The organism is Pseudomonas sp. Colony2 (genome assembly GCF_019382755.1).
Lineage (GTDB): Bacteria > Pseudomonadota > Gammaproteobacteria > Pseudomonadales > Pseudomonadaceae > Aquipseudomonas.
On record NZ_CP080030.1, the window covers coordinates 6,124,657 to 6,149,939 of the forward strand.

Genomic DNA, 25,283 nt, shown 5'->3' on the forward strand with positions numbered 1-25,283 from the left:
GTCTTAAGTAATCGGCGCGGGATTGAACAACGTAATGTCGTTATGCAGCTTGTGCTGCTCCGCCCATGTCTGCTTCTTGCCGCTGGCCACATCCAGGTAGAAGTGGAACAACTCCCAACCCAGCTCCTCAATCGTCGCCCGGCCGGTGGCGATCCGCCCGGCGTCGATGTCAATCAGGTCAGGCCAACGCTGTGCCAGCTCCGTCCGGGTCGAGACCTTCACCACCGGCGCCATCGCCAGCCCATAGGGCGTGCCACGCCCGGTGGTGAACACATGCAAATTCATCCCCGCCGCCAACTGCAACGTGCCGCACACAAAATCACTCGCCGGCGTGGCGCAAAAGATCAGGCCCTTGCGATTGAACCGCTCGCCCGGGCCAAGCACGCCATTGATCGCACTACTGCCCGACTTGACGATGGAACCCAACGACTTCTCGACAATATTCGACAACCCACCCTTCTTGTTCCCCGGCGTAGTGTTGGCGCTGCGATCTGCCTCGCCCTTGGCCAGGTAGCGGTCGTACCAGTCCATTTCCCGCACCAGTTCCCGGGCCACGTCCTGGTTCTCGGCACGGGAAGTCAGCAGGTAGATCGCATCGCGCACTTCGGTCACTTCGGAAAACATCACCGTCGCGCCCGCCCGCAGCAGCAAATCCGAGGCATAACCCAGCGCCGGGTTCGCGGTAATCCCCGAGAACGCATCACTGCCGCCGCACTGCATGCCGAGGATCAACTCCGACGCCGGTACGGTTTCCCGCCGGCGCAGGTCGAGTTTCTTCAGGCGGGTTTCGGCCAGTTCCATGATCTGTTCGATCATTTCGGTAAAGCCGTGGCTGGAGTCCTGCAACCGATACAGCCATGGCTCGCTCAGGTCTACCGAGCTGTCGTTTTCATGCATCACCTGCCCGGCCTGCAACTTCTCGCAACCCAGGCTGATCACCAGGGCTTCACCGCCCAGGTTCGGATTGCGCGCCAGGTTACGCACGGTGCGGATCGGGATGTAGGCGTCGGTGGCCGTGATCGCCACGCCGCAGCCGTAGCTGTGGGTCAGCGCCACCACGTCATCGACGTTCGGGTACTTGGGCAGCAACTCGTCCTTGATGCGCTTCACCGCATGGTCCAGCACGCCCGTGACGCACTGCACCGTGGTGGTAATCCCGAGGATATTGCGCGTGCCCACGGTGCCGTCGGCATTGCGATAACCCTCGAAGGTAAAACCTTCCAGGGGCGCCTGGGCCTCGGGCACTTCAGTGGACAGCGGCAAGCTGTCCAGCGGCGGCGCCGTGGGCATGCGCAGTTGATCTTCCTGCACCCAACTGCCGCGGGGAATCGGGCGCAGGGCATAACCGATGGTCTGGCCGTAGCGAATGATGCGGCCGCCTTCGGGGATGTCTTCCAGCGTCACCTTGTGGCTTTGGGGAATGAAATCCACCGTCACCAGGCCGTCGGGAAACTCGGTCCCCGCCGGTACGCCCTGGTCGTTGACCACAATCACCACGTTATCCAGTGCGTGCAAACGGATGGAGCGTGGCGAATCGGCATGTTCAATCAACTGCATGACGCGGGCCCCTTCAGGAATGCGCTTGGGAAAGTTTAGTCATCTCGGGGCCTTTGGCCGGCGGCTCTTTGAGCACTACACGCTTGATCGGGCCAACGATTACCAGGTAGCTGAACACCGCCAGCAATGCGTTGGCACCGACAAACACCAGCGCCCACTTGAAGGAGCCTGTGGTGCTGATGATGTAGCCGATCACGATCGGGGTGCTGATGGAGGCCAGGTTGCCGAACATGTTGAACAAACCGCCACTCAAGCCAGCGATTTGTTTCGGCGAGGTGTCGGACACAACCGCCCAGCCCAGTGCGCCAACGCCTTTACCGAAGAAGGCCAGGGCCATGAAGCCCACCACCATCCATTCGATGTCCACGTAGTTGCACGCGACAATGCTGCTGGAAATCAGCAAGCCACCAATGATCGGCGCCTTGCGGGCGAAGGTCAGCGAATGGCCCTTGCGCAGCAGGTAGTCGGAAATCACCCCGCCCAACACGCCGCCGATAAAGCCGCAGATCGCCGGCAAGGACGCGATGAAGCCAGCCTTGAGAATCGTCATGCCGCGTTCTTGAACCAGGTACACCGGGAACCACGTCAGGAAGAAATAGGTGATGCCATTGATGCAGTACTGGCCCAGGTACACGCCGAGCATCATGCGGTTGGTCAGCAACTGACGGATGTAATCCCACTTCGGGCCGTCGGTTTTCTTGCCTCTGCCCTTGTCCTGGTCCATGTCGACCATGGCCCCGTTGGCAGCGATGTGCTGGAACTCGGCCTCGTTGATCATCGGGTGCTGGCGCGGGCTGTGGATAACTTTCAGCCAGATCAGCGAGAACACGATACCGATGCCGCCCATCACCACGAACACGTGCCGCCAGCCGAAGGTGTAGACGATCCAACCCATCAGCGGTGCGAACAACACAGTCGCGAAGTACTGCGCCGAGTTGAAGATCGCCGAGGCAGTCCCGCGTTCAGCCGTAGGAAACCACGCCGCCACGATGCGCGCATTTCCGGGGAAGGATGGCGCTTCAGCCAGGCCCACCAGGAAGCGCAACATGAACAGCGCAACGATGGCCGTGGAAACACCGAACTCACCGACATAGCCTTGCAGCACGGTGAACAGTGACCAGGTGAAGATACTCAGGGCGTAGACTTTTTTCGAACCGAAGCGGTCCAGCAGCCAGCCGCCGGGAATTTGCCCGGCCACGTAGGCCCAACCGAATGCGGAGAAGATATAGCCAAGGGTGACCGCGTCGATGCCGAGGTCTTTTTGCAGGCTGGAGCCGGCAATGGCGATGGTGGCCCGGTCGGCGTAGTTGATCGTGGTCACCAGGAACAGCATGAGCAGGATCAAATAACGGACATGGGTCGGCTTGGTCGCTTGCATGAAGATGTACTCCCACTAATTATTTTTTTTGCGGGTAATCAAATTGTAAGCCTGTGGCGGGCACGGACCCGCCACAGGGTGCAGCCGTTACGAACCGATGTAGCTGGTTTTCACCACGGTGTAGAACTCTTGCGCATAGCGACCCTGCTCACGCGAACCGTAGGATGAACCCTTACGGCCGCCGAATGGAACGTGGTAATCCACACCGGCAGTCGGCAGATTGACCATCACCATCCCGGCCTGGGAATGACGCTTGAAGTGGTTGGCGTATTTCAGCGAGGTGGTGGCGATACCGGCCGAGAGGCCGAACTCGGTGTCGTTGGCCATCGCCAGCGCCGCCTCGTAATCCGCCACGCGCACCACGTTGGCCACCGGGCCGAAGATCTCTTCACGGCTGATGCGCATCGCGGCTTCGCTGTCGGCAAACAGCGTCGGCGCGAGGAAGTAGCCTTCGGTGTCGCAGGTCACCAGCTCACCGCCGCTGACCAGCCGGGCGCCTTCGCTCTGGCCGATGTCGATGTACTTCAAGTCCTGGTCCAGTTGGGCCTGGGAAACCACCGGGCCGATGTCGGTGCCGGTTTTCAGGGCGTGGCCGACCTTGATCGACTTCATCCGCTCGGCCATGGCCGCGACGAACTGGTCGTGAATCCCGGCGGTGACGATAAAGCGGCTGGACGCGGTGCAACGCTGGCCGGTGGAGTAGAACGCGCTCTGTACCGACAGCTCGACGGCTTGCTTGAGATCGGCGTCGTCGAGAATGATCTGCGGGTTCTTGCCGCCCATTTCCAACTGCACCTTGGCCTGGCGCGACACGCAGCTGACGGCGATCTGACGACCCACGCCCACCGAGCCGGTGAAGCTGATGCCGTCGACTTTCGGGCTGTTGACCATGGCATCGCCGACCACACGGCCGCTGCCCATCACCAGGTTGAACACACCGGCAGGGAAGCCGGCGCGGGAGATGATTTCGGCCAGGGCCCAGGCGCAGCCCGGTACCAGTTCAGCCGGTTTGAGCACCACGCAGTTGCCGTAGGCCAGGGCCGGGGCGATCTTCCAGGCCGGGATGGCAATCGGGAAGTTCCACGGCGTGATCAGGCCAACCACGCCCAACGCCTCACGGGTCACTTCAACGTTGACGCCCGGACGCACCGACGGCAGGTAGTCGCCGGACAGGCGCAGGCATTCACCGGCGAAGAATTTGAAAATGTTACCGGCGCGGGTCACTTCGCCGACGGCTTCCGGCAGGGTCTTGCCCTCTTCCCGGGCCAGCAGGGTGCCGAGTTCTTCGCGACGGGCGAGGATTTCGGTACCGACTTTATCCAGCGAATCATGACGCGCCTGGATCCCGGAAGTGGACCACGCCGGAAAAGCAGCGCGCGCAGCGTCGATGGCCGCGTGAACCTGGGCGAGGTCAGCCTTGGCGTATTCGCCAATGACATCAGACAACTCCGACGGATTGATGTTGGCCGAGTAGTCGGCGCCGGCAACCCACTGGCCACCGATGTAGTTTTCAAAACGCTTGGCTTGGGACACGAATTCTCTCCTGACGCAAAAAGCCGCTGATTACTCAGCGGCCTTGGTGATGGGTTATTGCGCGCCTTGCTTGTCGATCAACGCGGCCAGGGCTTCGTATTCTTCCGGCAGCAGATCGGTCAGCGGGGTACGCACGGGGCCTGCGTCGTAGCCGACGATTTTCGCCCCGGCCTTGACGATGCTCACCGCGTAACCGGCCTTGCGGTTACGGATGTCGAGGTACGGCAGGAAGAAGTCGTCGATGATCTTGCCGACGGTGGCGTGATCTTCCCGGGCAATGGCGTGATAGAAATCCATCGCGGTTTTTGGAATGAAGTTGAACACCGCCGAGGAGTACACCGGCACGCCCAGGGCCTTGTAGGCAGCGGCGTAAACCTCTGCAGTCGGCAAGCCGCCCAGGTAGCTGAAACGGTCACCGAGGCGACGACGGATCGACACCATCAATTCAATGTCACCCAGGCCGTCCTTGTAACCGATCAGGTTCGGGCAGCGCTCGGCCAGGCGTTCCAGCAGCGGCGCGGTCAGGCGGCAGACGTTACGGTTGTAGACCACTACACCGATCTTGACCGACTTGCACACCGCTTCAACGTGGGCGGCAACCCCATCCTGGCTGGCTTCGGTCAGGTAGTGCGGCAGCAGCAGCAAGCCTTTGGCGCCAAGACGCTCGGCTTCCTGGGCGTACTCGATGGCCTGGCGGGTGGCACCGCCGACACCGGCAAGAATCGGCACGCTGGTGGCGCAGGTATCAACGGCGGTTTTCACCACTTGCGAATATTCGCTGGCCGCCAGGGAGAAAAACTCACCGGTGCCGCCAGCGGCGAACAAGGCGGTAGCGCCATAAGGGGCCAGCCATTCCAGACGCTTGATGTAGCCCGCCTGGTGGAAATCACCCTGGGCATTGAAATCGGTCACCGGGAAAGACAGCAGACCGTGAGAGAGGATGGACTTCAGTTCTTGTGGATTCATTATTCGAACACCCTGGGCGAAGACTTTCTGTTGTGAGATTACGGATGATTATCTTGATGTCGTACGTCATCGTACAACTATAAAAATATTCGTCAACTGCAATTCATCGCCGCCCTTCTCGATTGCTGCTTTCTTGACGTATGAAGTTTTTCCTCTATGCTCTGAATAACTGTATATACGTACAGTTATTACGGAAGATTCCTACGACATAGCAAGGAGCTAACATGTCAGATCTTGAACTCGCCACACCTGTGAAAACCCCGCCAACCCTGCGTTTTGAAGGCGGCGAACACACCGCCATCGGCGACGACACCCTGTTGCGTTTCGTCAAGGACGCCCCGCCGATTCCCGCCCGGCAGGTCGAATTGCACCTGCCCAATGGCCTTGCGCTGAGCTACGGCCAGATCATCGCCCTGGGCGGTGATTTCTATGGCATCCCCGGACGCCCCATCAACGAAGGCACATCGCCCGCTGATCGTGTGCAGCGCTTTACCGATGCGTTCAACTCGCTGGCGGTATTGCCAGCATCACGGGAAGAAGCGGGCAAGATCCTCGCGGTGATGCAAAAGGAGATCAATGCGGTCAACCAGGCGATCAAGGATGGCAAGCAACCCCATGAAGCGTATGACGCGCTGGGTGACACCTTGTCCGAGGAATGGAACCGCATCACCGGCGGCGGCAGTGCTGTCTCGGCACTGATTCCACTGGGGCGCTACCTGAAACTGGCGGCAGACAATGCCGACCACTTTGGCGAATGGGCTTTGGCGGCCTATTTGGCGGGGCATACGGCAGCCTTGCAACAAGCCGTCGTGGCGCATCAGACCGGCACCGACCAGGCGCTGGAACTGGCCTATGCCATGAACAGCTTTGCTGATCACTTTTTGACCGATCTATTTTCCGCCGGGCACCTGCGGGTACCGCGCAAGCAACTGGCGGCGGTGGTGACACCGGGTGAACTGGGCTCGCTGATCAGCCGCTTCATGCACGATGAAGACAGCAAGTTCGGGCTCAATGTGCGCAACGCCCTGGGCGAGCAGTGGCATGCCTACGGTGATAAACGCTATTTCGACAGCAACGATGCGGCCAACCGCGCCATGGTCAAACGCGCCGTGCAGGCCTCGGCCGATGAGATCTTCGAAACGTTTATCAGCGGCATGGCGCCCTCCCCGGCCAACTTCAAGGCACCGCTGTATGTGCCGGACCTGAACGCCGCGCAGAACCCGGTGAACAACTTCTCACCGCTGTTCAAGGCTGAAGGCGACAAGGTGCTGCGACGCAAGGACGTCAACAACCTGAACGACAAGCAGTGGACCAATGACTGGTGGGGTTGGAGCACGTATCTGCTGCTCAAGGACTACAAGCCGAATCAGCCGGCCTGAAAGACGTGAGTTAAGCCTCGCGCATTAACCTGTGGCGAGGGAGCTTGCTCCCGTTGGGCTGCGAAGCAGCCCCAGCAAGAACACGGGGTTCTTTCAGACAGAACTCGGGGCAATGGATTTTGGGGCCGCTGCGCGGCCCAACGGGAGCAAGCTCCCTCGCCACAATGAGCTTTCAAGCCACACGCTTACGTCCAGCCTGGAATCAACCGCGCTGCGCTTCCGCCTCTTCATGGGCATGGCGCAGCCGCTCACGGCTGTTGGTCAGGTGCAACCGCATGGCCGCCCGCGCCGCATCCGAATCCTGGCGCGCGATCGCCTCATAGATCTCTTCGTGTTCGCGGCTCAGGCGGCTCATGTAGTGCTGCTGGTCATCATGGGCCAGGCGTGCCGAGTTCAGCCGCGTGCGCGGAATGATGCTGGTGCCCAGGTGGGTCATGATGTCGGTGAAGTAGCGGTTGCCGGTGGACAGGGCAATCTGCAGGTGGAACTGGAAGTCCGACGCCACCGCATCACCGGCGTGGGCCGCACTTTCGTTCAGCGCATCGAGGGCAGCACGCATGCCGGCCAATTGCTCGTCGCTACGGCGCTGGGCAGCAAGCCCGGCAGACTCCACTTCCAGGCTGATCCGCAGTTCAAGGATGGCCAGCACATCACGCAGGGTGACAACAGTGGCCGGATCAATCCGGAAACCGCTGGGGCTTGGCGTATCCAGCACAAAGGTACCGATGCCATGGCGGGTTTCTACCTGCCCGGCGGCCTGCAATCGCGAGATGGCTTCACGCACCACGGTGCGGCTGACCCCATGGGCGTCCATGATCGCCGACTCGGTGGGCAGTTTGTCGCCACGTTTGAGTTGGCCGTCGCGGATCTGCTCGGACAACACCGTGACCAATTCCTGGGCAAGGCTGCGGCGCTTGCGGGGAAGACGAGGGGCGGCGCTGGAGTTTTCCATGATGAATCATCTATCTCGGCGATCTGAAGCACGCATGATAGCCCATGGCGGTTGTACGATCACCGTCCTGTCATGACTTTCATCTATAACCGCCGGGGTTTTCGCCAGGCAAAAAAATGCCCCGGCATCGCCGAGGCATTTTCAACGCTGGCCCGAGGGCCCGCGCCTTGTTACTTCACCACTTTCAGACTCGGCCGACCGCTTGGACGCGGTGGCTCGGAATCCGGCGGCGGCACATCATCTTCGCCTTCGAGCTCGATCGCTTCGTCATCCTCAAGGGAAGACTCCAGATCAAACACCATGCCCTGGCCATTTTCCCGGGCGTAGATCCCGAGGATGGCACCGATGGGCACGAACAGCGTATGCGGCACACCGCCGAAACGCCCTTCAAAGCTGACCGCTTCATTGTCCATGTGCAGGTGTCGCACGGCACTGGGTGAAACGTTCAGGACGATTTGTCCGTCACTGGCAAAACCTTGCGGTACCTGAACCGCGGGAAACTCGGAATTGACCAGCATGTGCGGGGTGCAATCGTTGTCCACTATCCACTCATAGAGCGCGCGGACCAGGTAAGGTCGACTGGAGTTCATCAACGGCTCCTTAAGCCTTAGCGCATATCGCGTTCGACACCAGACAGACTCGCCTGGAAAGCCTCACGCGCAAACTGGCGCTCCATGTAGTCAAGCAGCGGCTTGGCAGGCCGCGGCAGTTCTATGCCCAAAATCGGCAAGCGCCAGAGTATGGGTAATAGGCAGCAATCCACCAGACTTTGTTCCTCGCTGAGGAAAAAAGGTTTGTCGGCAAACAACGGCGAAACACCGGTCAGGCTCTCGCGCAATTCCTTGCGCGCCTGAACCCGGGCCGCTTCCTTGCTGCGTGAATCCAGAATCAGGTCCACCAGGCCACACCAGTCACGCTGGATCCGATGGATCAGCAGGCGGCTGTTGGCACGCGCCACCGGATACACCGGCAGCAACGGTGGATGGGGATAACGCTCATCCAGGTATTCCATCACCACGGTTGACTCCCACAACGCCAGGTCACGATCGACCAGGGTGGGCAAGCTGCCGTAAGGGTTCACTTCGATCAGTTTCGGCGGGTGACGTCCCACCTCCACACTGATGATCTCTGCGCTGACACCCTTCTCTGCGAGCACGATGCGTACTCGGTGGGAATAGTGGTCGGCGGGGTCGGAGTAACAGGCCAACCGATTGGTCACGCCCATGGCGGTCCTCCTCGCTTGTTGAAATTATCGGAAGCTCAAAAACGAGCGCGCCCAGTGAGCATCTCCGTGACGCCTGGATAAACCAGACTTACCTTCAGAGATGCCGCTGGGCGCGCAAGATTAACAGCAATTACTTACGGTTGGATCAATGCACATCCTTCCAGTATTCGCGTTTCAGCAGATAGGCGAACACGAAGAAGAAGGCCAGGTACAGCAACACATAGGTACCAATGCGCTGATGCTGCAGCTTCACTGGGTTGGCCGAGTAGGCCAGGAAGGTCACCAGATTCTTGACCTTCTCGTCGAACTGCTCTTCGTTCAGCGTGCCGGTCTTCGGCACTATGGTCAGCTGATCGCACGCTTCATGAGTCAGAGGCGTACCGGTGAGCGGATCATACTGCTTCTTGCCGTCTTCGACGATTTGTACTTGCTTGCATCCTACCACTTGGCGACCTTGCAGGCCGACCAGAACGTTAGGCATACCGACGTTCGGGAACACTTTGTTGTTCACGCCGTAGGGACGCGTCGGGTCTTCATAGAAGGATTTCAGGTAGCCATAGAGCCAATCGGTGCCACGCACACGGGCCACCAGGGTCAGGTCGGGCGGTGCAGCCCCGAACCAGGTCTTGGCGTCGGCCGGTTGCATGCCGATGGTCATGTGGTCGCCGATCTTCGCCCCGGTGAACACCGAGTGGCTCAGCATCACGTCATGGGGAATGCCCAGGTCGTCGGCCACGCGCTCGTAACGCTGGAACTTGGCGCTGTGGCAGCCCATGCAGTAGTTGGTGAACGTACGCAGCCCGTCCTGCATCGCGGCTTTGTCCGACACATCGATGTCGACTTTTTCCAGTTCTGGGCCGTGTTCAGCGGCGAAAGACAGCAGCGGCAGGGCCGCAAGAATGAATGCAACGAATAATTTTTTCATCAGCCAGTCACCCTTTCCGGTACCGGTTTGGTCTTCTCGAGCCGGGTATAGAACGGCATCAGAATGAAGTAGGCGAAGTACAGGAAGGTGCAGACCTGCGACAGCAACGTACGCTCCGGGGTCGGCGCCAATACGCCCAGTACACCCAGGATCACGAACGCAATGCAGAACACCCACAGCCAGATCTTGCTCAGCCAGCCCTTGTAGCGCATGGACTTGACCGGGCTACGGTCGAGCCACGGCAGCACGAACAGCACCGCAATCGCTGCGCCCATGGCGATAACGCCCATGAGTTTGTCGGGAATCGCCCGCAAGATCGCGTAGAACGGAGTGAAGTACCAGACCGGGGCAATGTGTTCCGGGGTCTTGAAGGCGTTCGCCTGTTCGAAGTTCGGTTTCTCGAGGAAATAACCGCCCATCTCCGGGAAAAAGAACACGATCGAGCAGAAGATGAACAGGAACACCACCACACCGACGATATCTTTCACGGTGTAGTACGGGTGGAACGGAATGCCGTCCAGTGGTACGCCGTTTTCGTCCTTGTGCTTCTTGATATCCACGCCGTCGGGGTTGTTCGAACCCACTTCGTGCAACGCCAGGATGTGCAGCACTACCAGGCCCAGGATCACGATCGGCAAGGCCACCACGTGCAAGGCGAAGAAGCGGTTCAGGGTGATCCCGGAGATCAGGTAGTCACCGCGAATCCACTGGGTCAGGTCGTTGCCGATGACCGGGATCGCACCGAACAGCGAGATGATCACCTGGGCACCCCAATAGGACATCTGGCCCCACGGCAGCAGGTAGCCCATGAAGGCCTCGGCCATCAGCGCCAGGTAGATCAGCATGCCGAACACCCATACCAGCTCGCGGGGCTTCTGGTACGAACCGTAGAGCAGGCCACGGAACATGTGCATGTAGACGACGATGAAGAACGCCGAGGCGCCGGTGGAGTGCAGCAGACGCAGGATCGAGCCGTACTCGACGTCGCGCATGATGTATTCGACGGAGGCGAAGGCTTCTTCGGCCGACGGGGTGTAGCTCATCGTCAGCCAGACACCGGTAACGATCTGATTGACCAGTACCAGAAGTGCCAGGGAGCCAAAGAAATAGAAGAAGTTGAAATTCTTCGGTGCGTAGTACTTGCTGAGGTGGTCTTCCCACATCTTGGTCGCGGGGAAGCGCGCATCCACCCAATCCATGAACTTGCTCATCAGGCTTTCTCCCCCTCGTCGACGCCAATGACAATGACACTGTCAGTCTCGTAGTGATGTGGCGGAACTGGCAGGTTCAGTGGTGCAGGTTGTGACTTGTAGACGCGGCCAGCGAGGTCGTAGTGAGAACCGTGGCACGGGCAGAAATAGCCCCCGACCCAGTCCTTGCCCAGGTCCGCGGGCGCCACTTCCGGGCGGAAGGTGGGAGAGCAACCCAAGTGGGTGCAGATACCGATCAGCAGCAGAATTTCCGGCTTGATCGAGCGAATTTCCTTATCGACGTAAGCGGGTTGGTCGGAATTCTTCGAGTCGGGGTCGGACAGCTGGCCCTCGATCTTCTTCAGATTTCCCAGGATTTCCTCGGTACGACGAACGATGAACACTGGCTGACCGCGCCATTCAGCAATCATTTGCTGGCCTGGATCGATCTTGCTGACATTCACCTTCACCGGTGCACCTGCGGCTTTCGCCTTGGCACTGGGAAACCATGACCCCACGAACGGGACCGCAGCCCCCACCGCTCCTGCAGCACCCACCACGGATGTGGCTGCTACCAAGAAGCGACGCCGGCCTGCATTCACGCCGTCATTGCTCATTCAGTCCTCTCCCATCAGCTTTGTGGCCTGTTAAATCAGGCGTCTACTAAGTGTTAAATCTGAACTTATAAAAATTTTGCCGAATGGTAATGAAAAGCCCCACGTCTGACAAGGTAATTACCCCCGGCACTGGCTCCAAGCCTTTGAGTATAGGGGCTCTACGGATGTGGCAAGTTGTCACACAGATTTTTTTACATAAATAGCAGGCAATAAAAAACGCCCAGCTCCGTGAGGAGGCTGGGCGTTTTCTGGAACGTAAAAGCGAATTAACGCTTCGAGTACTGCGGACGCTTACGCGCTTTACGCAGACCAACTTTCTTACGTTCAACTTCACGAGCATCGCGAGTCACGAAGCCAGCTTTGCGCAGAGCGCCACGCAGGGTTTCGTCGTACTGCATCAGAGCGCGAGTGATACCGTGGCGGATTGCGCCAGCTTGACCACTTACACCGCCACCGATAACGGTGACGTAGATGTCGAACTTTTCAACGGTCTCGGTCAATTCCAGCGGCTGACGAACTACCATGCGGGCAGTTTCGCGACCGAAGAAATTTTCCAGAGTGCGGTTGTTGATCGAGATGTTACCAGTACCCGGACGCAGGAAAACGCGAGCGGTAGCGGTTTTGCGACGGCCAGTGCCGTAATTTTGAGTCGCCGACATAATGAACTATTCCGTTAAAACTTCAGTTCTTGGGGCTGCTGAGCAGCATGAGGGTGAGCAGCGCCCGCATAGACTTTCAGCTTGCGATACATGTCGCGACCCAGTGGGCCCTTCGGCAGCATACCTTTGACCGCGATTTCAATCGGGGCTTCAGGCTTTTTGGAGATCAGGCCTTCGAAGTTCGAAGACTTGATACCGCCTGGGAAACCGGAGTGACGGTAGTACATTTTGTCTTGCGCTTTGTTGCCGGTAACACGTACCTGCTCGGCGTTGATGATGACAATGTAGTCACCGGTATCAACGTGAGGGGTGTACTCAGGCTTGTGCTTGCCACGCAGACGGCTGGCGACTTCAGTGGCCAGACGACCCAGGGTCTGACCAGCGGCGTCGACGACAAACCAGTCGCGCTGAACTGTTTCTGGTTTTGCAGTAAAAGTTGTCATTCTTTAATAGCCTCAGGGGCCGCCCTGTAAATTAGACGGCGGATCTTACTGAATAGTGCGTACTTTGACAAGTCAAAGGCAGCCGGATACAGACGCTATCGGGGGCTCGGGTCGGCGCGTCCGTTCAACGGCAAGATTCTTCGGCAGGCGGCGCATCACTTCCACTGCAGAAAGAGGTGGGCAATTATGCAGATTGCCAAAAAAATTTCAACCTGCTTTTATGATTGTTTTCCCCGAAGGAGTACCCGATGGACTATCGACAGCTGGGCCGAACCGATCTGAACGTGAGCGCGATAGCCTTGGGCACCATGACCTGGGGCGAGCAGAACAGCGAGGCAGAGGCCTTCGCACAGATCGAACGGGCCAAGGCCGCGGGGATCAACTTCCTCGACACCGCGGAAATGTACCCGGTGCCGCCCAAGGCCGACACCTACGCCACCACCGAGCGCTACATCGGTAATTACTTCAAAAGCCGCGGCGACCGTGCCGACTGGATCCTCGCCAGCAAGATCGCCGGCCCCGGCAACACCATCGACTACATCCGCGATGGCAGCCTCAAGCACAACCGCAAGCACATCGCCGAAGCCCTGGACGCGAGCCTCAAGCGCCTGCAAACCGACTGGATCGACCTCTACCAGCTGCACTGGCCGGAACGCAGCACCAACTTTTTCGGCCAACTGGGCTACAAGCACAAGGCCGAAGAAGACCTGACGCCGCTGGAAGAAACCCTCGAAGCCCTGGATGAGCAGGTCAAGGCCGGCAAGATCCGCCACATCGGCCTGTCCAACGAAACCCCGTGGGGCACCATGAAGTTCCTGGCCCTGGCCGAAGCCCGTGGCTGGACCCGCGCGGTGTCGATCCAGAACCCCTACAACCTGCTCAACCGCAGCTTTGAAGTGGGCCTGGCGGAAATCGCCATCCGTGAACAGTGCGGTTTGCTGGCGTATTCACCGCTGGCGTTCGGCATGCTCAGCGGCAAGTACGAAGGTGGCGCACGCCCGGCCAAGGGCCGCCTGAGCCTCTATAGCCGCTTCAGCCGCTACTTCAACCCGCAGTCGGAAGCTGCATGCAGCCGTTATTTGGCACTGGCCCGTGAGCACGGCCTGGACCCGGCGCAGATGGCATTGGCGTTTGTAACCCAACAACCGTTCGTGACCAGCAACATCATTGGCGCCACGACCCTGGAGCAGCTGGACAGCAACATCGCCAGCGCCGACCTGAAACTGTCGGATGAGGTGCTGGCGGGGATTGAGGCGATCCAGAAGGATCATCCGAATCCTGCGCCTTGATTGATCTCTAGACCGCCTTCGCGAGCAAGCCCGCTCCCACATTCCACCGAGTTCCACCTTTGGAATGCAGTCGAATGTGGGAGCGGGCTTGCTCGCGAAGAGGCCCTCAAAAACACCAAGAATTCAAAGCGCCCGCGCAATAATCTCCTTCATGATCTCATTCGTCCCCGCATAAATCCGCTGCACCCGCGCATCTGCCCACGCCCGCGCAATCGGGTATTCCCACATAAACCCATACCCGCCGTGCAGTTGCACACACTCATCCAGCACCTTGCACTGCAGGTCCGTGGCCCAGTATTTGGCCATCGCTGCCGTGGGCACATCGAGCTTGCCTTCCAGGTGCAACTCCATGCACTTGTCGACAAACACCCGGCCGATCTGGGTTTCAGTGGCAATCTCCGCCAGTTTGAATCGGGTGTTCTGGAAGTCGATGATCGCCTTGCCGAACGCCTTGCGGTCCCGGGTGTATTCCAGCGTCCATTGCAACGCCGCCTCAGCTGACGACAGCGCACCAATCGCCACCGTCAAACGCTCCTGCGGCAACTCCTGCATCAGGTAGGCAAAGCCCATCCCCGCCTGGCCCAGCAGATTCTCCTTGGGCACCCGCACATCCTGGAAGAACAGCTCCGATGTATCCTGGGCCTTCATCCCGACCTTCTCCAGGCGCTTGCCCTTGTCGAAACCCGGCGTGTTGGCCTCCACCAGAAACAGGCTGGTGCCCTTGGCGCCGGCCTTGGGATCGGTCTTGGCCACGACGATCACCAGATCAGCCAGGAAGCCATTGGTGATGAACGTCTTGGAGCCGTTGATCACGTATTCATCGCCATCCAGCACCGCCGTGGTCTTGACCCCTTGCAGGTCGGACCCGGCCCCCGGCTCGGTCATGGCAATCGCCGTGACCATTTCCCCGGAGATCAGCTTGGGCAGGTACTTGTGCTTCAGCGCCTCACTGCCGTAATGCAGGATGTAGGGCGCAACAATGTCCGAATGCAGGGAGAAACCAATCCCGGTCAATCCCAGGCGGCTGATCTCCTCGATCACCACCGCGCTGTAGAGAAAGTCCGCCCCGAGGCCGCCGTACTCTTCCGGCAAATGCGAGCAGAGCATCCCCGCCTCCCCCGCCTTGTTCCACAGGTTGCGGTCGATGTAGCCCTGCTTTTCCCATTGCCCGTGGAACGGCGCCGCGTCTTTTTCGAGGAAGGTGCGCACGCTCTGGCGGAAGAGTTCGTGCTCCGAGCTGAACAAGGTTCTGGGAATCATGGGTCACCTGTGTGAATTGTCGGACAAGACCGGGATCACAGAGCCTAAGCCGCGAAGGCGTCACAGGACACTGGACACATGCGACAAAAAATAAGACGATCCAGCCGTCTGGTGACCACTTTCCCCTATAAGAATAAATGAAATTATGTCTAACCAAATCTCCACGCCCTTGCGGCGCGTCAGCATTTTGGCCATTGATCGGGTATTCGCTTCAACCCTAATGCAAGCCAAGGATTTCTTCCACCTCGCGAGCCTGCGCTACGGCAAACAGCTGGGCCAGGGCCTCACTCCCGCCTTCGAAACCCGCCTGGTCAGCCCCGACGGGCAGTCGGTGCGCAGCTTCAGCGATGTGATCATGCCGGTGGACGGCGGCCTCGAAAACGCCGACATCATCGTGCTCCCGGCCTTCTGGGACGATTTCGACTCGTTGTGCCAACGCTACCCCCAAGTGCTGCCCTGGCTGCGCGAACAACACGCCCGTGGCGCGGTGTTGTGCGGCGAAGCCACCGGGGTGTTCTGGCTCGCCGAAGCCGGCCTGCTGGATGGCAAGGAAGCGACCACCTATTGGCGCTTCTTCAACGCTTTCACCGAACGCTTTCCCAAGGTGCAACTGAACCAGGACAAGCACCTGACCGACGCCGACAACCTCTACTGCGCCGGCGGCACCACTTCAGCCTGCGACCTCTACATCTACCTGATCGAACGCTTCTGCGGCGCCAACATCGCCCAGGCCGTGGCCCGCGACATCCTCTACGAAGTGCAACGCAGCTACGCCCCCGGGCGCATCGGTTTTGGCGGGCAGAAGCTGCACCAGGACGTGATCATCCTGCAGATCCAGCATTGGCTCGAAGAGCACTTCGCCGACAAGTTCCGCTTCGAAGACGTGGCCCGGGAACACGGCATGAGCATCCGCAACTTCATGCGCCGCTTCCAGACCGCCACCGGTGACAAGCCGCTGCACTACCTGCAACGGTTGCGCATCGAGACAGCCAAGGGCCTGCTGTCCGGCAGCCGCAAAAGCATCAAGACCATCAGTTACGAGGTGGGCTACGACGACGCGAGCTTCTTTGCGAGGCTGTTCCGCCAGCATACCGAGCTGTCGCCCAACCAGTATCGCCAGCAGTTCCAGCAGGCCGCGTAACCAAAGGGTATACGCAGTAAAAATGTGGGAGCTGGCTTGCCTGCGATGGCGGCGTGCCAGGCACCAGCGGCATCAACCGACAGACCGCTATCGCGGGCAAGCCCGGCTCCCACAGTTGCTTTCTGTTGACCTGGAAATTTGCATAAAAAAAGGCCCGCATCGCTGCGGGCCTTTTTCATTTCAAGCACATCGCTTACGGCTTGTGCGCCCGCGACAGAAACTCGTGGGACTGCATTTCCAGCAAGCGGCTCAAGGTGCGCTGGAATTCGAAGTTCAAGCGGCCGCCGGTGTAGAGGTCCTTGAGCTCGACTTCCGCCGAGATGATCAGCTTGACGTTGCGGTCGTAGAATTCGTCGACCATGTTGATAAAGCGCCGCGCGATGTCGTCGGTGGTGACGCTCATCTGCTCGACACCGCTCAGGATCACCGCGTGGAAGATCTTGCCCAGTTCGATGTAGTCGTTCTGGCTGCGAGGGCCGTCGCACAGTTCGCGGAATTCGAACCAGGCCACGTCATCGCAGGTGCGCAGTGCGATGATTTCGCGGTTTTCGATGATCAGCTTGTCGTTTTCAATCGCCTGGGTGCATTCCGGCGTCAGCGCGCGGAAACTCTTGCGCAGGCTTTCCTGGGCCACTTCGTTGAGCGGGTAGTGGAACAGTTCGGCTTGTTCAAGGTGACGCAGGCGGTAGTCGACGCCGCTGTCGACGTTGACGATGTCGGTGTTCTGCTTGATCAGGGCGATGGCCGGCAGGAAACGCGCGCGTTGCAGGCCGTCCTTGTACAGGCCGTCGGGCACGATGTTCGAGGTGGCGACAAGGGTCACGCCGTTCTTGAACAACTCTTCCATCAGGGTGCCGAGGATCATCGCGTCGGTGATGTCGGACACGAAGAACTCATCGAAACAGATCACCCGGGCTTCTTCCGAGAAGCGCTTGGCGATGATGGTCAGCGGGTTCTTTTCGCCCGGCAGGGTCTTCATCTCTTCATGCACGCGCTTCATGAAGCGGTGGAAGTGGGTGCGGACCTTTTCCTTGAACGGCAGCGCTTCGAAGAAGGTGTCCACCAGGTAAGTCTTGCCCCGGCCAACACCACCCCAGAAATACAGGCCCTTGACCGGCGTATGGTCTTTCTTGCCAAACAGCTTGCTGAACATGCCCGGCTTGTTCTGCGAGGCCTGGACCAGGTCGTCGTACAGGCGCTGCAAATGGCGCACCGCAGTTTCCTGGGCAGCGTCATGGAAGAATTCAGGGCGTTTCAGATCAGCTTGATATCGTTCTAGGGGCGTCATAATTCGTTAGCAAGGCAACAAAAACGGGCCGCCACTGTAACGACGGCCCTGAAGAATGGCAATCAACCCTTGGTCGGGTCAATCCTCGATTGGGGTCAACGCAACGCGCAAGGCTTCGATCGCCGCATCCCGCGAGACGCTGTCGGCGAACGCCGGGCTATCGGCGACGACTTCACCGTCCAGCCACACGCTGAAGCTCGAGGCTTCACTGCGGACATCCAGCGCCTGCCCCGATTGCAGCTGCTTGGTTACGGCGCCTGCGGTTTTACCGTCGGCAAAGTTGCGCGACAGCAGCAGTTGCTCGCCTTCGGCCGCCAGCAAACGGAAGCGGAAGCTGCCGTCGTCTTCGCGGAAGCTGACAAAGCGCGCGGCTTTCGCAGCTTTCTTCTTGGTGGTGGCAGCCACGGCGACCGGGTTGACGAACGAGCGCAGGCCCACCGCTTCACGCAGTTCGGCCAGGAACGGTGCAGCCACGGCGCGGGCTTTGCGGGCGCCGACCAGCAGCAGGTCTTCCATGTCCGACGGGCGCGACATCAGCTGGTGATAACGCTCGCGCGCTTCACCCAACTGGCCGTCCAGCAGTTGGAACAGACGGTTCTTCGCCTCACCCCAGCCCAGGCCCTGCAGCAGTTCGCCGCGGAACTCTTCTTCCTGGGCCTGGGTGGCAAACGCCTGGTACAGGGTGAACAGGTGCGAGTTGTCCGGATCCTTGGCTTCGCCCGGCGCGCGGGAGTCGGTGACGATCCGCGAGATTGCGTCCTTCATGTCCTTGGCGCTGGTGAACAACGGGATGGTGTTGTCGTAGCTCTTCGACATCTTGCGGCCATCCAGGCCCGGCAAGGTGGCGACGCTTTCTTCGATCAGCGCTTCGGGCATGGTGAAGAATTCTTTACCCTTGCCGAACAGGTGGTTGAAGCGCTGGCCGATGTCGCGAGCCATTTCCACGTGCTGGATCTGGTCACGACCGACCGGCACCTTGTGGGCGTTGAACATCAGGATGTCCGCGGCCATCAGCACCGGGTAGCTGTACAGGCCCATGGTGATCCCCGCATCCGGGTCTTCGCCGTTCTCCAGGTTCTTGTCCACCGAGGCCTTGTAGGCGTGCGCACGGTTGAGCAGGCCCTTGGCCGCCACGCAGGTCAGCAACCAGGTCAGCTCGGGGATTTCCGGGATGTCGGACTGGCGGTAGAAGGTTACCCGGTTCACATCCAGGCCACCGGCCAGCCAGGTCGCGGCGATTTCCATGCGCGAGCGCTGGATGCGCTGCGGGTCATCGCACTTGATCAGGGCGTGGTAGTCGGCCAGGAAGTAGAAGGAGTCGGCGTTGGCGTCCTGGCTGGCAAGGATCGCCGGGCGAATCGCGCCGGCGTAGTTGCCCAGGTGCGGCGTGCCGGTGGTGGTGATGCCGGTGAGGATGCGGGTACGGGTCGTCATGGGTGATCGCTTGTCATCAATTCGAAAGACGTGGCAGCACAAGATCCTTGAGATCGGTCAGCTTGCCATGAAAAAAGTGTCCGCATTCTGCCACTTTCAGCAGCTCATGGGGGCGATTCAGGGCCGCGGACCAGTCGTAGACGAGTTGCGGGTCGACCACTTCGTCGGTTTCCGGCTGGATCACGGTCAATGGGCAGCCTTGTGGCAACACGTCGTTATCCCGCAGGCGCATCACGGCCGCGGCCACCATGAACAGGTGCGCGAGTTTTTCGCCCTTGGCTTCCAGGCGGCCGCCGAGGGTGGCCGCGACAAACCCGCCGAAGGAAAAACCCAGCAGGGTGATCGGCAGGTCGGGATGCTTTTCACGCAGCCAGGTGGCTGCCGCTTCGGCGTCGTCGACTTCACCGGTGCCCATATCGTGCGTACCGGCACTGGTGCCGACACCGCGATAATTGAAACGTAACGTGATCAAGCCGGCATCGCGCGCGGTGCGTTGCAGGGTCGATACGACTTTGTTGAGCATGGTGCCGCCCTGCACCGGGTTCGGGTGACAGATCAGCGCCAGGCCACGTGGCTCGGGGTGATCCAGATACAGGGCGTCCAGTTGGCCTACCGGGCCATCGATCAAAACGGGGGTTTCACGCATCAGCAAGGAAGGAACTCCGTGACCTCTCAAGGGGTCGACTCGTCTAGCTAAAAGTCTGTGCATGGCATCATTGCGAGCTTAATCGCGGTATACAGCGCAGGTCCGAGCCGTTAACGTAAAGCAAAGCCGTTTATAGAGGAAGGACTCGTGGAACACTCGCTCTTAGTTTGGTTGTTGCCGACTCTCGCCTTGGTTGCCGGTGTCGCCATTGGATTCCTGGTTGCCCGCCTGCTGCCGAATGCCGCGCCTAACCGCACGCAGCGTCAGCTGGATGACATTCAGGAACGTTTTGACAGTTATCAGAACGAGGTTGTTACCCACTTCAACAGCACCGCGACCCTGGTGAAAAAGCTCACTCAGAGCTATCAGGAAGTACAGGATCATCTCGCCGAGGGTGCCAACCGCCTGGCCCTGGACGACATCACCCGCCAGCGCCTGCTGGCCGCGCTGCATTCCGATGCACCGCACGCTCCACGGGAACGCCTGACCCCTCCGCGGGAAAATCAGGAACCGCCACGGGATTACGCGCCAAAAACGCCAAATGCCCCGGGGATGCTGGATGAGCATTACGGCTTGAAGAAGTAATAGCTTTTCAAGCGGCATGAAAAAGCCCGGCTGATCGATGATCAGCCGGGCTTTTTTGTTGGAATCAGGTCGACCAGACGACACTGATCCAATGTGCGAGCGGGCTTGCTCGCGAATGCGGTCTATCAGTCACCCTATGTATTAACTGACCCACCGTATTCGCGAGCAAGCCCGCTCCCACATTGACCGAGTCCGACTTCAGGACACTGGCTGTTCTTGTAGCTGCCCGTCCTGTATCCGCACGTGCCGCCCATGGAAACGCTTGAGGCTGCTGCGGTGCCCGACGCTGACGATGCTCAACCCCGGCAACTCATCGATCAACGCCTGATACAGCGCCGCCTCATCTTCCTCGTCCATCGCCGAGGTGGCCTCGTCCATGTACAGCCATTGCGGTTCAAACAACAACGCCCGCGCAAACGCCAGGCGCTGTTGCTCACCCGGCGACAGCATGCGCTGCCAGTGATTGGCTTCGTCCAAGCGTGGAATCAGATGCGCCAGGCGGCAGGTTTCCAGGACCTGTGCATAACGTTGCGCCGGGTACGCGCCCTCCTCCTGTGGATAACTCAACACACCCCGCAAGGTACCAATCGGCAGGTACGGCTTTTGCGGCAGAAACAGATAACGCTCGGCCGGCAAGCGGATGTTGCCGTGGCCGTTTGGCCAGAGATTGCCCATGGCCCGCAGCAAGGTTGACTTGCCGCTGCCGGAACGCCCGCTGAGCATCAATCGCTCACCCTCGGCAACCGTCAGGTTGGCGCCATCCAGCAGGTGACGACCATCCGCCAGATCGAGGCTGAGGTTGCTCATCTGCAAATCGCCGCCCTGGCGTTGCAACTCGATGCCCGTGTTGCGGCCTTCGTTTTCTTCCATCGCCTCGCCAAAGCTCAGCAGACGATCACAGGTCGCACGCCAGCTGGCCAACACGGTGTACGCGTCGACAAACCAGCTCAGGCTGCCCTGCACGCTGCCAAACGCACTGGCTACTTGCATCAGCACGCCCAGCTCTATCTGGCCGGAAAAGTAACGCGGCGCTGCCACCACAAACGGGAAGATGATCGCGATCTGCGAGTAACCACTGGTGAAAAAGTTCAGGCGCTTCTTGAGCTGCATGATGCTCCAGAAGTTGCTCCACACCCGCCCGAAACGTGCACTCAGTTGCTGGTGTTCATTCGGCTCGCCATTGAACAGCGCGATGCTTTCCGCGTTCTCGCGCACCCGCACCAGGCTGAAACGCAAGTCGGCCTCGAAGCGTTGCTGGCGGTTGCTCAAGCCGATCAGTTTTCGACCAATCAAGTGGGTCAACCAACTGCCCAGCACGGCATATACCAGTGCCGCCCAGAACATATAGCCGGGAATCGTGATGCCCCAAACCTCGATACTGCCGGACACGCCCCACAGGATCACCGAGAACGACACCAGGCTCACCAGGTTACTGATAAACCCCAGGCCCAGGCTCAGGGTGCTGCTGGTAAAGGCGTTGAGGTCTTCGGAGATACGTTGGTCGGGGTTATCGGTGTAGCCGCCATATTCCAGGTGGTAGTAGTTCTTCTCGCTCAGCCACTTGGCGAAGTAGGTTTCAGTCAGCCAGCGCCGCCAGCGGATGGTGAGCATTTGCTGCAAATAGGAAGTGAACACCCCGGTGACGATCGCCACCACGGCGATCACGCTGAAATACATCAGCAGGTGGGTGAAGGCGTCGTAGTCCTTCTTTTCCAGGGCGTTATAGAAGTCGCGGTTCCAGCTGTTGAACCACACCGACACGGCCACACTGAACAGCGAAAGCCCCAGCACCACCAGCAACAACAGCCAGGCCTTGAACTTCTCCTCACTGCGCCAGTAGGGGGTGATCAGCGCCCAGACTTTCCTTAAAAATTGCCCACGCACCGCGTCATTGACCGCGGAATACTCAGCGTTCTGATTCATTGTTCAGGCTCGGTAGGAAAAAAATAACAGGCGTTTGAACCGATCATAGACGATCGGTTCAGGGCTCCGTGCGGCCTGAAGCAGATTGTTCAGTCGCCGTTCAACGTCGAACCGGGCGTTTCTGCAACTTGCGCTGCAACGTTCGACGATGCATGCCCAGGGCGCGGGCCGTGGCGGAGATGTTGCCTTCGTGCTCGGTCAACACCCGCTGGATGTGTTCCCACTGCAGGCGGTCCACCGACATCGGGTTTTCCGGCACCAGGGTGTCGAGGTCAGCGTGCTCGGAGAGCAAGGCGGCCAGCACGTCGTCGGCATCTGCCGGCTTGCACAGGTAGTTGCAGGCGCCACGCTTGATCGCCTCGACGGCGGTGGCAATGCTGGAATAGCCGGTGAGGATCACCACGCGCATTTCCGGGTCCAGCTCCAGCAGCTTGGGCAGCAGCACCAGGCCGGAGTCGCCGTCCATTTTCAGGTCCAGGGCCGCGTATTCCGGCAGGTCGGCCGTGGCGATGGCCAGGCCTTCCTCGGCGGAACCTGCGGTGCTGACGCGAAAGCCACGACGGCTCATGGCGCGGGCCATCACGCGGGTAAAGGTGGCGTCGTCATCTACCAGCAGCAGGTGCGGCAGTTCTTCGCCTTCGACTTGGATCTCGTCACTCATCGATGTCTCCTCGTGCGACACGGGGCAGGCGCAGCTCGGTGAGCGTACCGCCTTCCTCATGACTATAGAGTTTCACTGAGCCGCCCGCGCGGGTCACGCTGGCCTTGCTCAAAAACAGGCCCAGGCCGAAGCCTTTGCCCTTGGTGGTAAAGAAGGGCTTGCCGATCTGCTCGGCAATCGCCAGCGGCACACCGGCGCCGTGGTCGCGAATGCTGATGGTGAAGTCTTCCGCATCCCAGTCCAGGGTCACTTCCAACCCTTCCGGGCAGGCATCGGCGGCGTTGTTCAGCAGGTTCAGCAGCGCCTGGGTCAGGTCCGGCGGCGGCGCCATGCGCGGCACCGTGCCCTGGCCCAGCAGGTGGAACCGGTAACTGGCTTCGGGACGCATCAGGTGCCAGCGGTTCAGGGCTTCGTCCAGCCACTGGGTGACGTCTTGCATCTCCACCGCCAGGCGGCGATTGGCCTCGGCGGCGCGCACCAGCTGCTGCAAGGTCAGCTTGCACTGCTTGACCTGTTCCTGCAGCACACTCAGGTCGTCTTGCAGGGCCGGGTCGTGGTGGTCCTGGGTCATTTCCTTGAGCAGTACGCTCATGGTCGCCAGCGGCGTGCCCAATTCGTGGGCCGCGCCGGCGGCCTGGGTGGCGACGGCCAGCAGCTGCTGGTCCCGCAGGCCTTCTTCACGGCGAATGGCGCGCAGCTCTTCCTGGCGGCGCAGCTCTTCCGCCATTCGTGCGGCAAAAAAGGTGATGACCGCCGCCGACAGGGCAAAGCTCAGCCACATGCCGTAGATCTGCAGGTTTTCCCGGGCGATGGGGAAGGTCTGCAACGGGTAGAACTGTGCCAGCAGCAGGGTGTACAGGGTCAGGGCAATACCCGACAGCACCACCGAATAACGCCACGGCAAGGTCACCGCCGCGATGGTCAGTGGCACCAGGTAATAGGACACGAACGGGTTGGTGGAGCCGCCGGAGAAGTACAGCAACACGCTGTGGATAAACAGGTCGCAGGCCAGTTGCAGGGCGTATTCCAGCTCGGTCACAGGCCACGTGGTGCGCAGCCGGATGACGGTAAATACACACAGCACCGTGGAGAAGCCGAGGGTCACGGCCAACTGCAACCAGGGCAGCGGCAGCAGTTTGAACCAATAGGCGAGCCCCACCGAACCGGCCTGTGCGGCCAGCACCAGGGTGCGGATGAACGTCAGGCGCCAAAGGTTCTGGCGGGTGGCGGAAGTCAGTTTTACGGCGGCGAGCATGAGCTCTCCCGATGAGCGCTGCAGGCGGATCGCACGGAGTATAAACGAAGCGACAGCGCTGGCACGGCGTGTGTGGCTCTTTGACGCAGGGGTCAGGATCATGACCGTTCGTCGGCATCCGCCAACTTGTAGCGAATGTGTAAACCCGAAGAACTGAAACCTTGCGTCTACAGTCTTACCGAACACGAACATCTCAAGGAGCTTACATGTCTCGTTTCATTCGCAGTGCAGCCACCCTCACCCTCGGCGCCGCTACCCTCGCCAGCCTGCCGGCCATGGCCGCTGACGAACTGCATTACAACCAGATTTCCCTGCGTGCCGAAGTCAGCCAGGAAGTGGCGCGCGACCAGATGATCGTCACCCTGTACACCGAGTCGCAGAACACCGACCCGGCCAAGCTTGCCGCCGAAATCACCACCACCATGAACAAGGCGCTGGCCCAGGCCCGCGAAGTCAAAGGCGTGACCCTGCGCCAGGGTAGCCGCAACAGCTACCCGATCTACGACAACAAGAACCAGAAAATCACCGGCTGGCGTGAACGCGCTGAGCTGCGCATGGAAAGTGCCGACTTCGCCGCCCTGTCCAAGCTCACCGGCGACATGCTGACCAACCTGAAAATGGACAGCATGGACTTCGCCATCGCCAACCCGACCCGCAAGGCCAGCGAAGATGCCCTGCTTAAAGAAGCGGTCACCGCATTCAAGGCCCGTGCCCAACTGGCCACCGATGCGCTGGGCGGCAAGGGCTACAAGATCGTCAACCTGAACTTCAACACCAACGGTTATCCACAGCCGTATGCACGTGGCGGGATGATGATGAAAGCCGCAGCGATGGATTCGGCACCGACGCCGGAAGTCGAAGCCGGCACCAGCCAGGTCAACATGACCGCAGATGGCGTGATCGAAGTCCAGATGCCTTGATCGAGCGGTACCCCAGTTGCAATGACGCTGCCCACGGGCAGCGTTTTTTTTTGCCTG

At 59.9% G+C, this 25,283-nt stretch carries 24 protein-coding genes; 5 read left to right on the forward strand and 19 right to left on the reverse strand.

All coding sequences use genetic code 11. The annotated features are described in order from the left end of the window. Positions 1-3: 3 nt before the first annotated feature. The 4 genes from garD to kdgD form a co-directional block, all read right to left on the reverse strand. Positions 4-1,557, reverse strand: coding sequence for a galactarate dehydratase (garD, locus tag JV201_RS24870; protein ID WP_088422717.1), 1,554 nt, complete (start codon positions 1,555-1,557; stop codon positions 4-6). Between the two features lie 13 nt (positions 1,558-1,570). Further along, positions 1,571-2,935, reverse strand: coding sequence for an MFS transporter (locus JV201_RS24875; protein WP_219406151.1), 1,365 nt, complete (start codon positions 2,933-2,935; stop codon positions 1,571-1,573). Positions 2,936-3,022: 87 nt separating this feature from the next. After that, positions 3,023-4,468, reverse strand: a complete 1,446-nt coding sequence (locus JV201_RS24880) for an aldehyde dehydrogenase family protein (RefSeq protein WP_219406152.1) — start codon at positions 4,466-4,468, stop codon at positions 3,023-3,025. A gap of 54 nt (positions 4,469-4,522) precedes the next feature. Continuing rightward, positions 4,523-5,434, reverse strand: coding sequence for a 5-dehydro-4-deoxyglucarate dehydratase (gene kdgD / locus JV201_RS24885; protein WP_003216058.1), 912 nt, complete (start codon positions 5,432-5,434; stop codon positions 4,523-4,525). 224 nt (positions 5,435-5,658) lie between these two features. On the opposite strand from kdgD, the gene JV201_RS24890 reads away from it, so the two are divergent. Continuing rightward, positions 5,659-6,813 carry a phospholipase gene (locus tag JV201_RS24890; RefSeq protein WP_177040249.1) on the forward strand — a complete coding sequence of 385 codons (1,155 nt, stop codon included), beginning with the start codon at positions 5,659-5,661 and terminating at the stop codon, positions 6,811-6,813. 202 nt (positions 6,814-7,015) lie between these two features. On the opposite strand, the gene JV201_RS24895 is transcribed toward JV201_RS24890, so the two are convergent. The 8 genes from JV201_RS24895 to rplM all read right to left on the reverse strand — a co-directional run bounded on the left by JV201_RS24895 (position 7,016) and on the right by rplM (position 12,824). Continuing rightward, entirely contained in the window at positions 7,016-7,765 is a 750-nt protein-coding gene (locus JV201_RS24895; protein WP_008437251.1) for a FadR/GntR family transcriptional regulator, read from the reverse strand. Positions 7,766-7,935: 170 nt separating this feature from the next. After that, positions 7,936-8,355: a ClpXP protease specificity-enhancing factor gene (locus tag JV201_RS24900; protein ID WP_003216051.1), complete on the reverse strand. Its 420-nt coding sequence runs from the start codon at positions 8,353-8,355 to the stop codon at positions 7,936-7,938. Between the two features lie 17 nt (positions 8,356-8,372). Further along, a complete protein-coding gene (locus JV201_RS24905) occupies positions 8,373-8,990 on the reverse strand; it encodes a glutathione S-transferase N-terminal domain-containing protein (RefSeq protein ID WP_003216049.1) in 618 nt (205 codons plus the stop codon). Positions 8,991-9,135: 145 nt separating this feature from the next. Then, positions 9,136-9,915 carry a cytochrome c1 gene (locus tag JV201_RS24910; RefSeq protein ID WP_003216044.1) on the reverse strand — a complete coding sequence of 260 codons (780 nt, stop codon included), beginning with the start codon at positions 9,913-9,915 and terminating at the stop codon, positions 9,136-9,138. Then, entirely contained in the window at positions 9,915-11,126 is a 1,212-nt protein-coding gene (locus JV201_RS24915) for a cytochrome bc complex cytochrome b subunit (RefSeq protein ID WP_003216042.1), read from the reverse strand. Before JV201_RS24915 ends, JV201_RS24910 begins: the two co-directional genes overlap by 1 nt. Next, a complete protein-coding gene (gene petA, locus JV201_RS24920; RefSeq protein WP_003216040.1) occupies positions 11,126-11,722 on the reverse strand; it encodes a ubiquinol-cytochrome c reductase iron-sulfur subunit in 597 nt (198 codons plus the stop codon). Before petA ends, JV201_RS24915 begins: the two co-directional genes overlap by 1 nt. A 266-nt stretch (positions 11,723-11,988) precedes the next feature. After that, the gene (gene rpsI / locus JV201_RS24925; protein WP_003216038.1) at positions 11,989-12,381 is read right to left on the reverse strand and encodes a 30S ribosomal protein S9; all 393 of its coding nucleotides are present in this window, start codon (positions 12,379-12,381) and stop codon (positions 11,989-11,991) included. Positions 12,382-12,395: 14 nt separating this feature from the next. Then, entirely contained in the window at positions 12,396-12,824 is a 429-nt protein-coding gene (gene rplM, locus JV201_RS24930) for a 50S ribosomal protein L13 (protein ID WP_003216032.1), read from the reverse strand. 248 nt (positions 12,825-13,072) lie between these two features. Between rplM and JV201_RS24935 the strand changes: the two genes are divergently transcribed. After that, positions 13,073-14,113: an NADP(H)-dependent aldo-keto reductase gene (locus JV201_RS24935; protein ID WP_219406153.1), complete on the forward strand. Its 1,041-nt coding sequence runs from the start codon at positions 13,073-13,075 to the stop codon at positions 14,111-14,113. Positions 14,114-14,236: 123 nt separating this feature from the next. On the opposite strand, the gene JV201_RS24940 is transcribed toward JV201_RS24935, so the two are convergent. Next, positions 14,237-15,373: an acyl-CoA dehydrogenase family protein gene (locus tag JV201_RS24940; RefSeq protein ID WP_003216028.1), complete on the reverse strand. Its 1,137-nt coding sequence runs from the start codon at positions 15,371-15,373 to the stop codon at positions 14,237-14,239. A 220-nt stretch (positions 15,374-15,593) separates the two neighbouring features. Here JV201_RS24940 and JV201_RS24945 point away from each other — a divergent pair, with 220 nt between their 5' ends. Then, on the forward strand, positions 15,594-16,514 hold the full coding sequence (locus JV201_RS24945) for a GlxA family transcriptional regulator (protein WP_173406101.1): 921 nt from the start codon (positions 15,594-15,596) through the stop codon (positions 16,512-16,514). 193 nt (positions 16,515-16,707) lie between these two features. On the opposite strand, the gene zapE is transcribed toward JV201_RS24945, so the two are convergent. From zapE to JV201_RS24960, 3 genes are all read right to left on the reverse strand, one after another. Further along, positions 16,708-17,802 carry a cell division protein ZapE gene (gene zapE / locus JV201_RS24950; RefSeq protein WP_003216025.1) on the reverse strand — a complete coding sequence of 365 codons (1,095 nt, stop codon included), beginning with the start codon at positions 17,800-17,802 and terminating at the stop codon, positions 16,708-16,710. A gap of 78 nt (positions 17,803-17,880) precedes the next feature. Continuing rightward, entirely contained in the window at positions 17,881-19,236 is a 1,356-nt protein-coding gene (locus JV201_RS24955; RefSeq protein WP_177080092.1) for a tryptophan--tRNA ligase, read from the reverse strand. Between the two features lie 16 nt (positions 19,237-19,252). Next, positions 19,253-19,882 (reverse strand): alpha/beta hydrolase, encoded by a 630-nt coding sequence (locus JV201_RS24960; protein ID WP_102604577.1) that lies wholly within the window; start codon positions 19,880-19,882, stop codon positions 19,253-19,255. Positions 19,883-20,029: 147 nt separating this feature from the next. On the opposite strand from JV201_RS24960, the gene JV201_RS24965 reads away from it, so the two are divergent. Then, positions 20,030-20,467, forward strand: a complete 438-nt coding sequence (locus JV201_RS24965; RefSeq protein ID WP_003216019.1) for a YhcB family protein — start codon at positions 20,030-20,032, stop codon at positions 20,465-20,467. 198 nt (positions 20,468-20,665) lie between these two features. On the opposite strand, the gene JV201_RS24970 is transcribed toward JV201_RS24965, so the two are convergent. From JV201_RS24970 to JV201_RS24980, 3 genes are all read right to left on the reverse strand, one after another. Next, complete coding sequence (locus tag JV201_RS24970) at positions 20,666-22,390, reverse strand: ABC transporter ATP-binding protein/permease (RefSeq protein WP_219406154.1); 1,725 nt, start codon at positions 22,388-22,390, stop codon at positions 20,666-20,668. Positions 22,391-22,490: 100 nt separating this feature from the next. Further along, the gene (locus tag JV201_RS24975) at positions 22,491-23,051 is read right to left on the reverse strand and encodes a response regulator transcription factor (RefSeq protein WP_003216016.1); all 561 of its coding nucleotides are present in this window, start codon (positions 23,049-23,051) and stop codon (positions 22,491-22,493) included. Continuing rightward, positions 23,044-24,306: an ATP-binding protein gene (locus JV201_RS24980; RefSeq protein ID WP_003216013.1), complete on the reverse strand. Its 1,263-nt coding sequence runs from the start codon at positions 24,304-24,306 to the stop codon at positions 23,044-23,046. Before JV201_RS24980 ends, JV201_RS24975 begins: the two co-directional genes overlap by 8 nt. Before the next feature lie 206 nt (positions 24,307-24,512). On the opposite strand from JV201_RS24980, the gene JV201_RS24985 reads away from it, so the two are divergent. Further along, the gene (locus JV201_RS24985) at positions 24,513-25,226 is read left to right on the forward strand and encodes an SIMPL domain-containing protein (protein ID WP_003216012.1); all 714 of its coding nucleotides are present in this window, start codon (positions 24,513-24,515) and stop codon (positions 25,224-25,226) included. The last annotated feature ends 57 nt before the right edge of the window (positions 25,227-25,283 follow it).

Coding starts and splice junctions, on each gene's coding strand:
- garD (WP_088422717.1), bottom strand. CDS start 1,557: ATGCAGTTGATTGAACATGCCGATTCGCCACGCTCCATCCGTTTGCAC.
- JV201_RS24875 (WP_219406151.1), bottom strand. CDS start 2,935: ATGCAAGCGACCAAGCCGACCCATGTCCGTTATTTGATCCTGCTCATG.
- kdgD (WP_003216058.1), bottom strand. CDS start 5,434: ATGAATCCACAAGAACTGAAGTCCATCCTCTCTCACGGTCTGCTGTCT.
- JV201_RS24890 (WP_177040249.1), top strand. CDS start 5,659: ATGTCAGATCTTGAACTCGCCACACCTGTGAAAACCCCGCCAACCCTG.
- JV201_RS24895 (WP_008437251.1), bottom strand. CDS start 7,765: ATGGAAAACTCCAGCGCCGCCCCTCGTCTTCCCCGCAAGCGCCGCAGC.
- JV201_RS24900 (WP_003216051.1), bottom strand. CDS start 8,355: ATGAACTCCAGTCGACCTTACCTGGTCCGCGCGCTCTATGAGTGGATA.
- JV201_RS24905 (WP_003216049.1), bottom strand. CDS start 8,990: ATGGGCGTGACCAATCGGTTGGCCTGTTACTCCGACCCCGCCGACCAC.
- JV201_RS24910 (WP_003216044.1), bottom strand. CDS start 9,915: ATGAAAAAATTATTCGTTGCATTCATTCTTGCGGCCCTGCCGCTGCTG.
- JV201_RS24915 (WP_003216042.1), bottom strand. CDS start 11,126: ATGAGCAAGTTCATGGATTGGGTGGATGCGCGCTTCCCCGCGACCAAG.
- petA (WP_003216040.1), bottom strand. CDS start 11,722: ATGAGCAATGACGGCGTGAATGCAGGCCGGCGTCGCTTCTTGGTAGCA.
- rpsI (WP_003216038.1), bottom strand. CDS start 12,381: ATGTCGGCGACTCAAAATTACGGCACTGGCCGTCGCAAAACCGCTACC.
- rplM (WP_003216032.1), bottom strand. CDS start 12,824: ATGACAACTTTTACTGCAAAACCAGAAACAGTTCAGCGCGACTGGTTT.
- JV201_RS24935 (WP_219406153.1), top strand. CDS start 13,073: ATGGACTATCGACAGCTGGGCCGAACCGATCTGAACGTGAGCGCGATA.
- JV201_RS24940 (WP_003216028.1), bottom strand. CDS start 15,373: ATGATTCCCAGAACCTTGTTCAGCTCGGAGCACGAACTCTTCCGCCAG.
- JV201_RS24945 (WP_173406101.1), top strand. CDS start 15,594: ATGCAAGCCAAGGATTTCTTCCACCTCGCGAGCCTGCGCTACGGCAAA.
- zapE (WP_003216025.1), bottom strand. CDS start 17,802: ATGACGCCCCTAGAACGATATCAAGCTGATCTGAAACGCCCTGAATTC.
- JV201_RS24955 (WP_177080092.1), bottom strand. CDS start 19,236: ATGACGACCCGTACCCGCATCCTCACCGGCATCACCACCACCGGCACG.
- JV201_RS24960 (WP_102604577.1), bottom strand. CDS start 19,882: ATGCGTGAAACCCCCGTTTTGATCGATGGCCCGGTAGGCCAACTGGAC.
- JV201_RS24970 (WP_219406154.1), bottom strand. CDS start 22,390: ATGAATCAGAACGCTGAGTATTCCGCGGTCAATGACGCGGTGCGTGGG.
- JV201_RS24975 (WP_003216016.1), bottom strand. CDS start 23,051: ATGAGTGACGAGATCCAAGTCGAAGGCGAAGAACTGCCGCACCTGCTG.
- JV201_RS24980 (WP_003216013.1), bottom strand. CDS start 24,306: ATGCTCGCCGCCGTAAAACTGACTTCCGCCACCCGCCAGAACCTTTGG.
- JV201_RS24985 (WP_003216012.1), top strand. CDS start 24,513: ATGTCTCGTTTCATTCGCAGTGCAGCCACCCTCACCCTCGGCGCCGCT.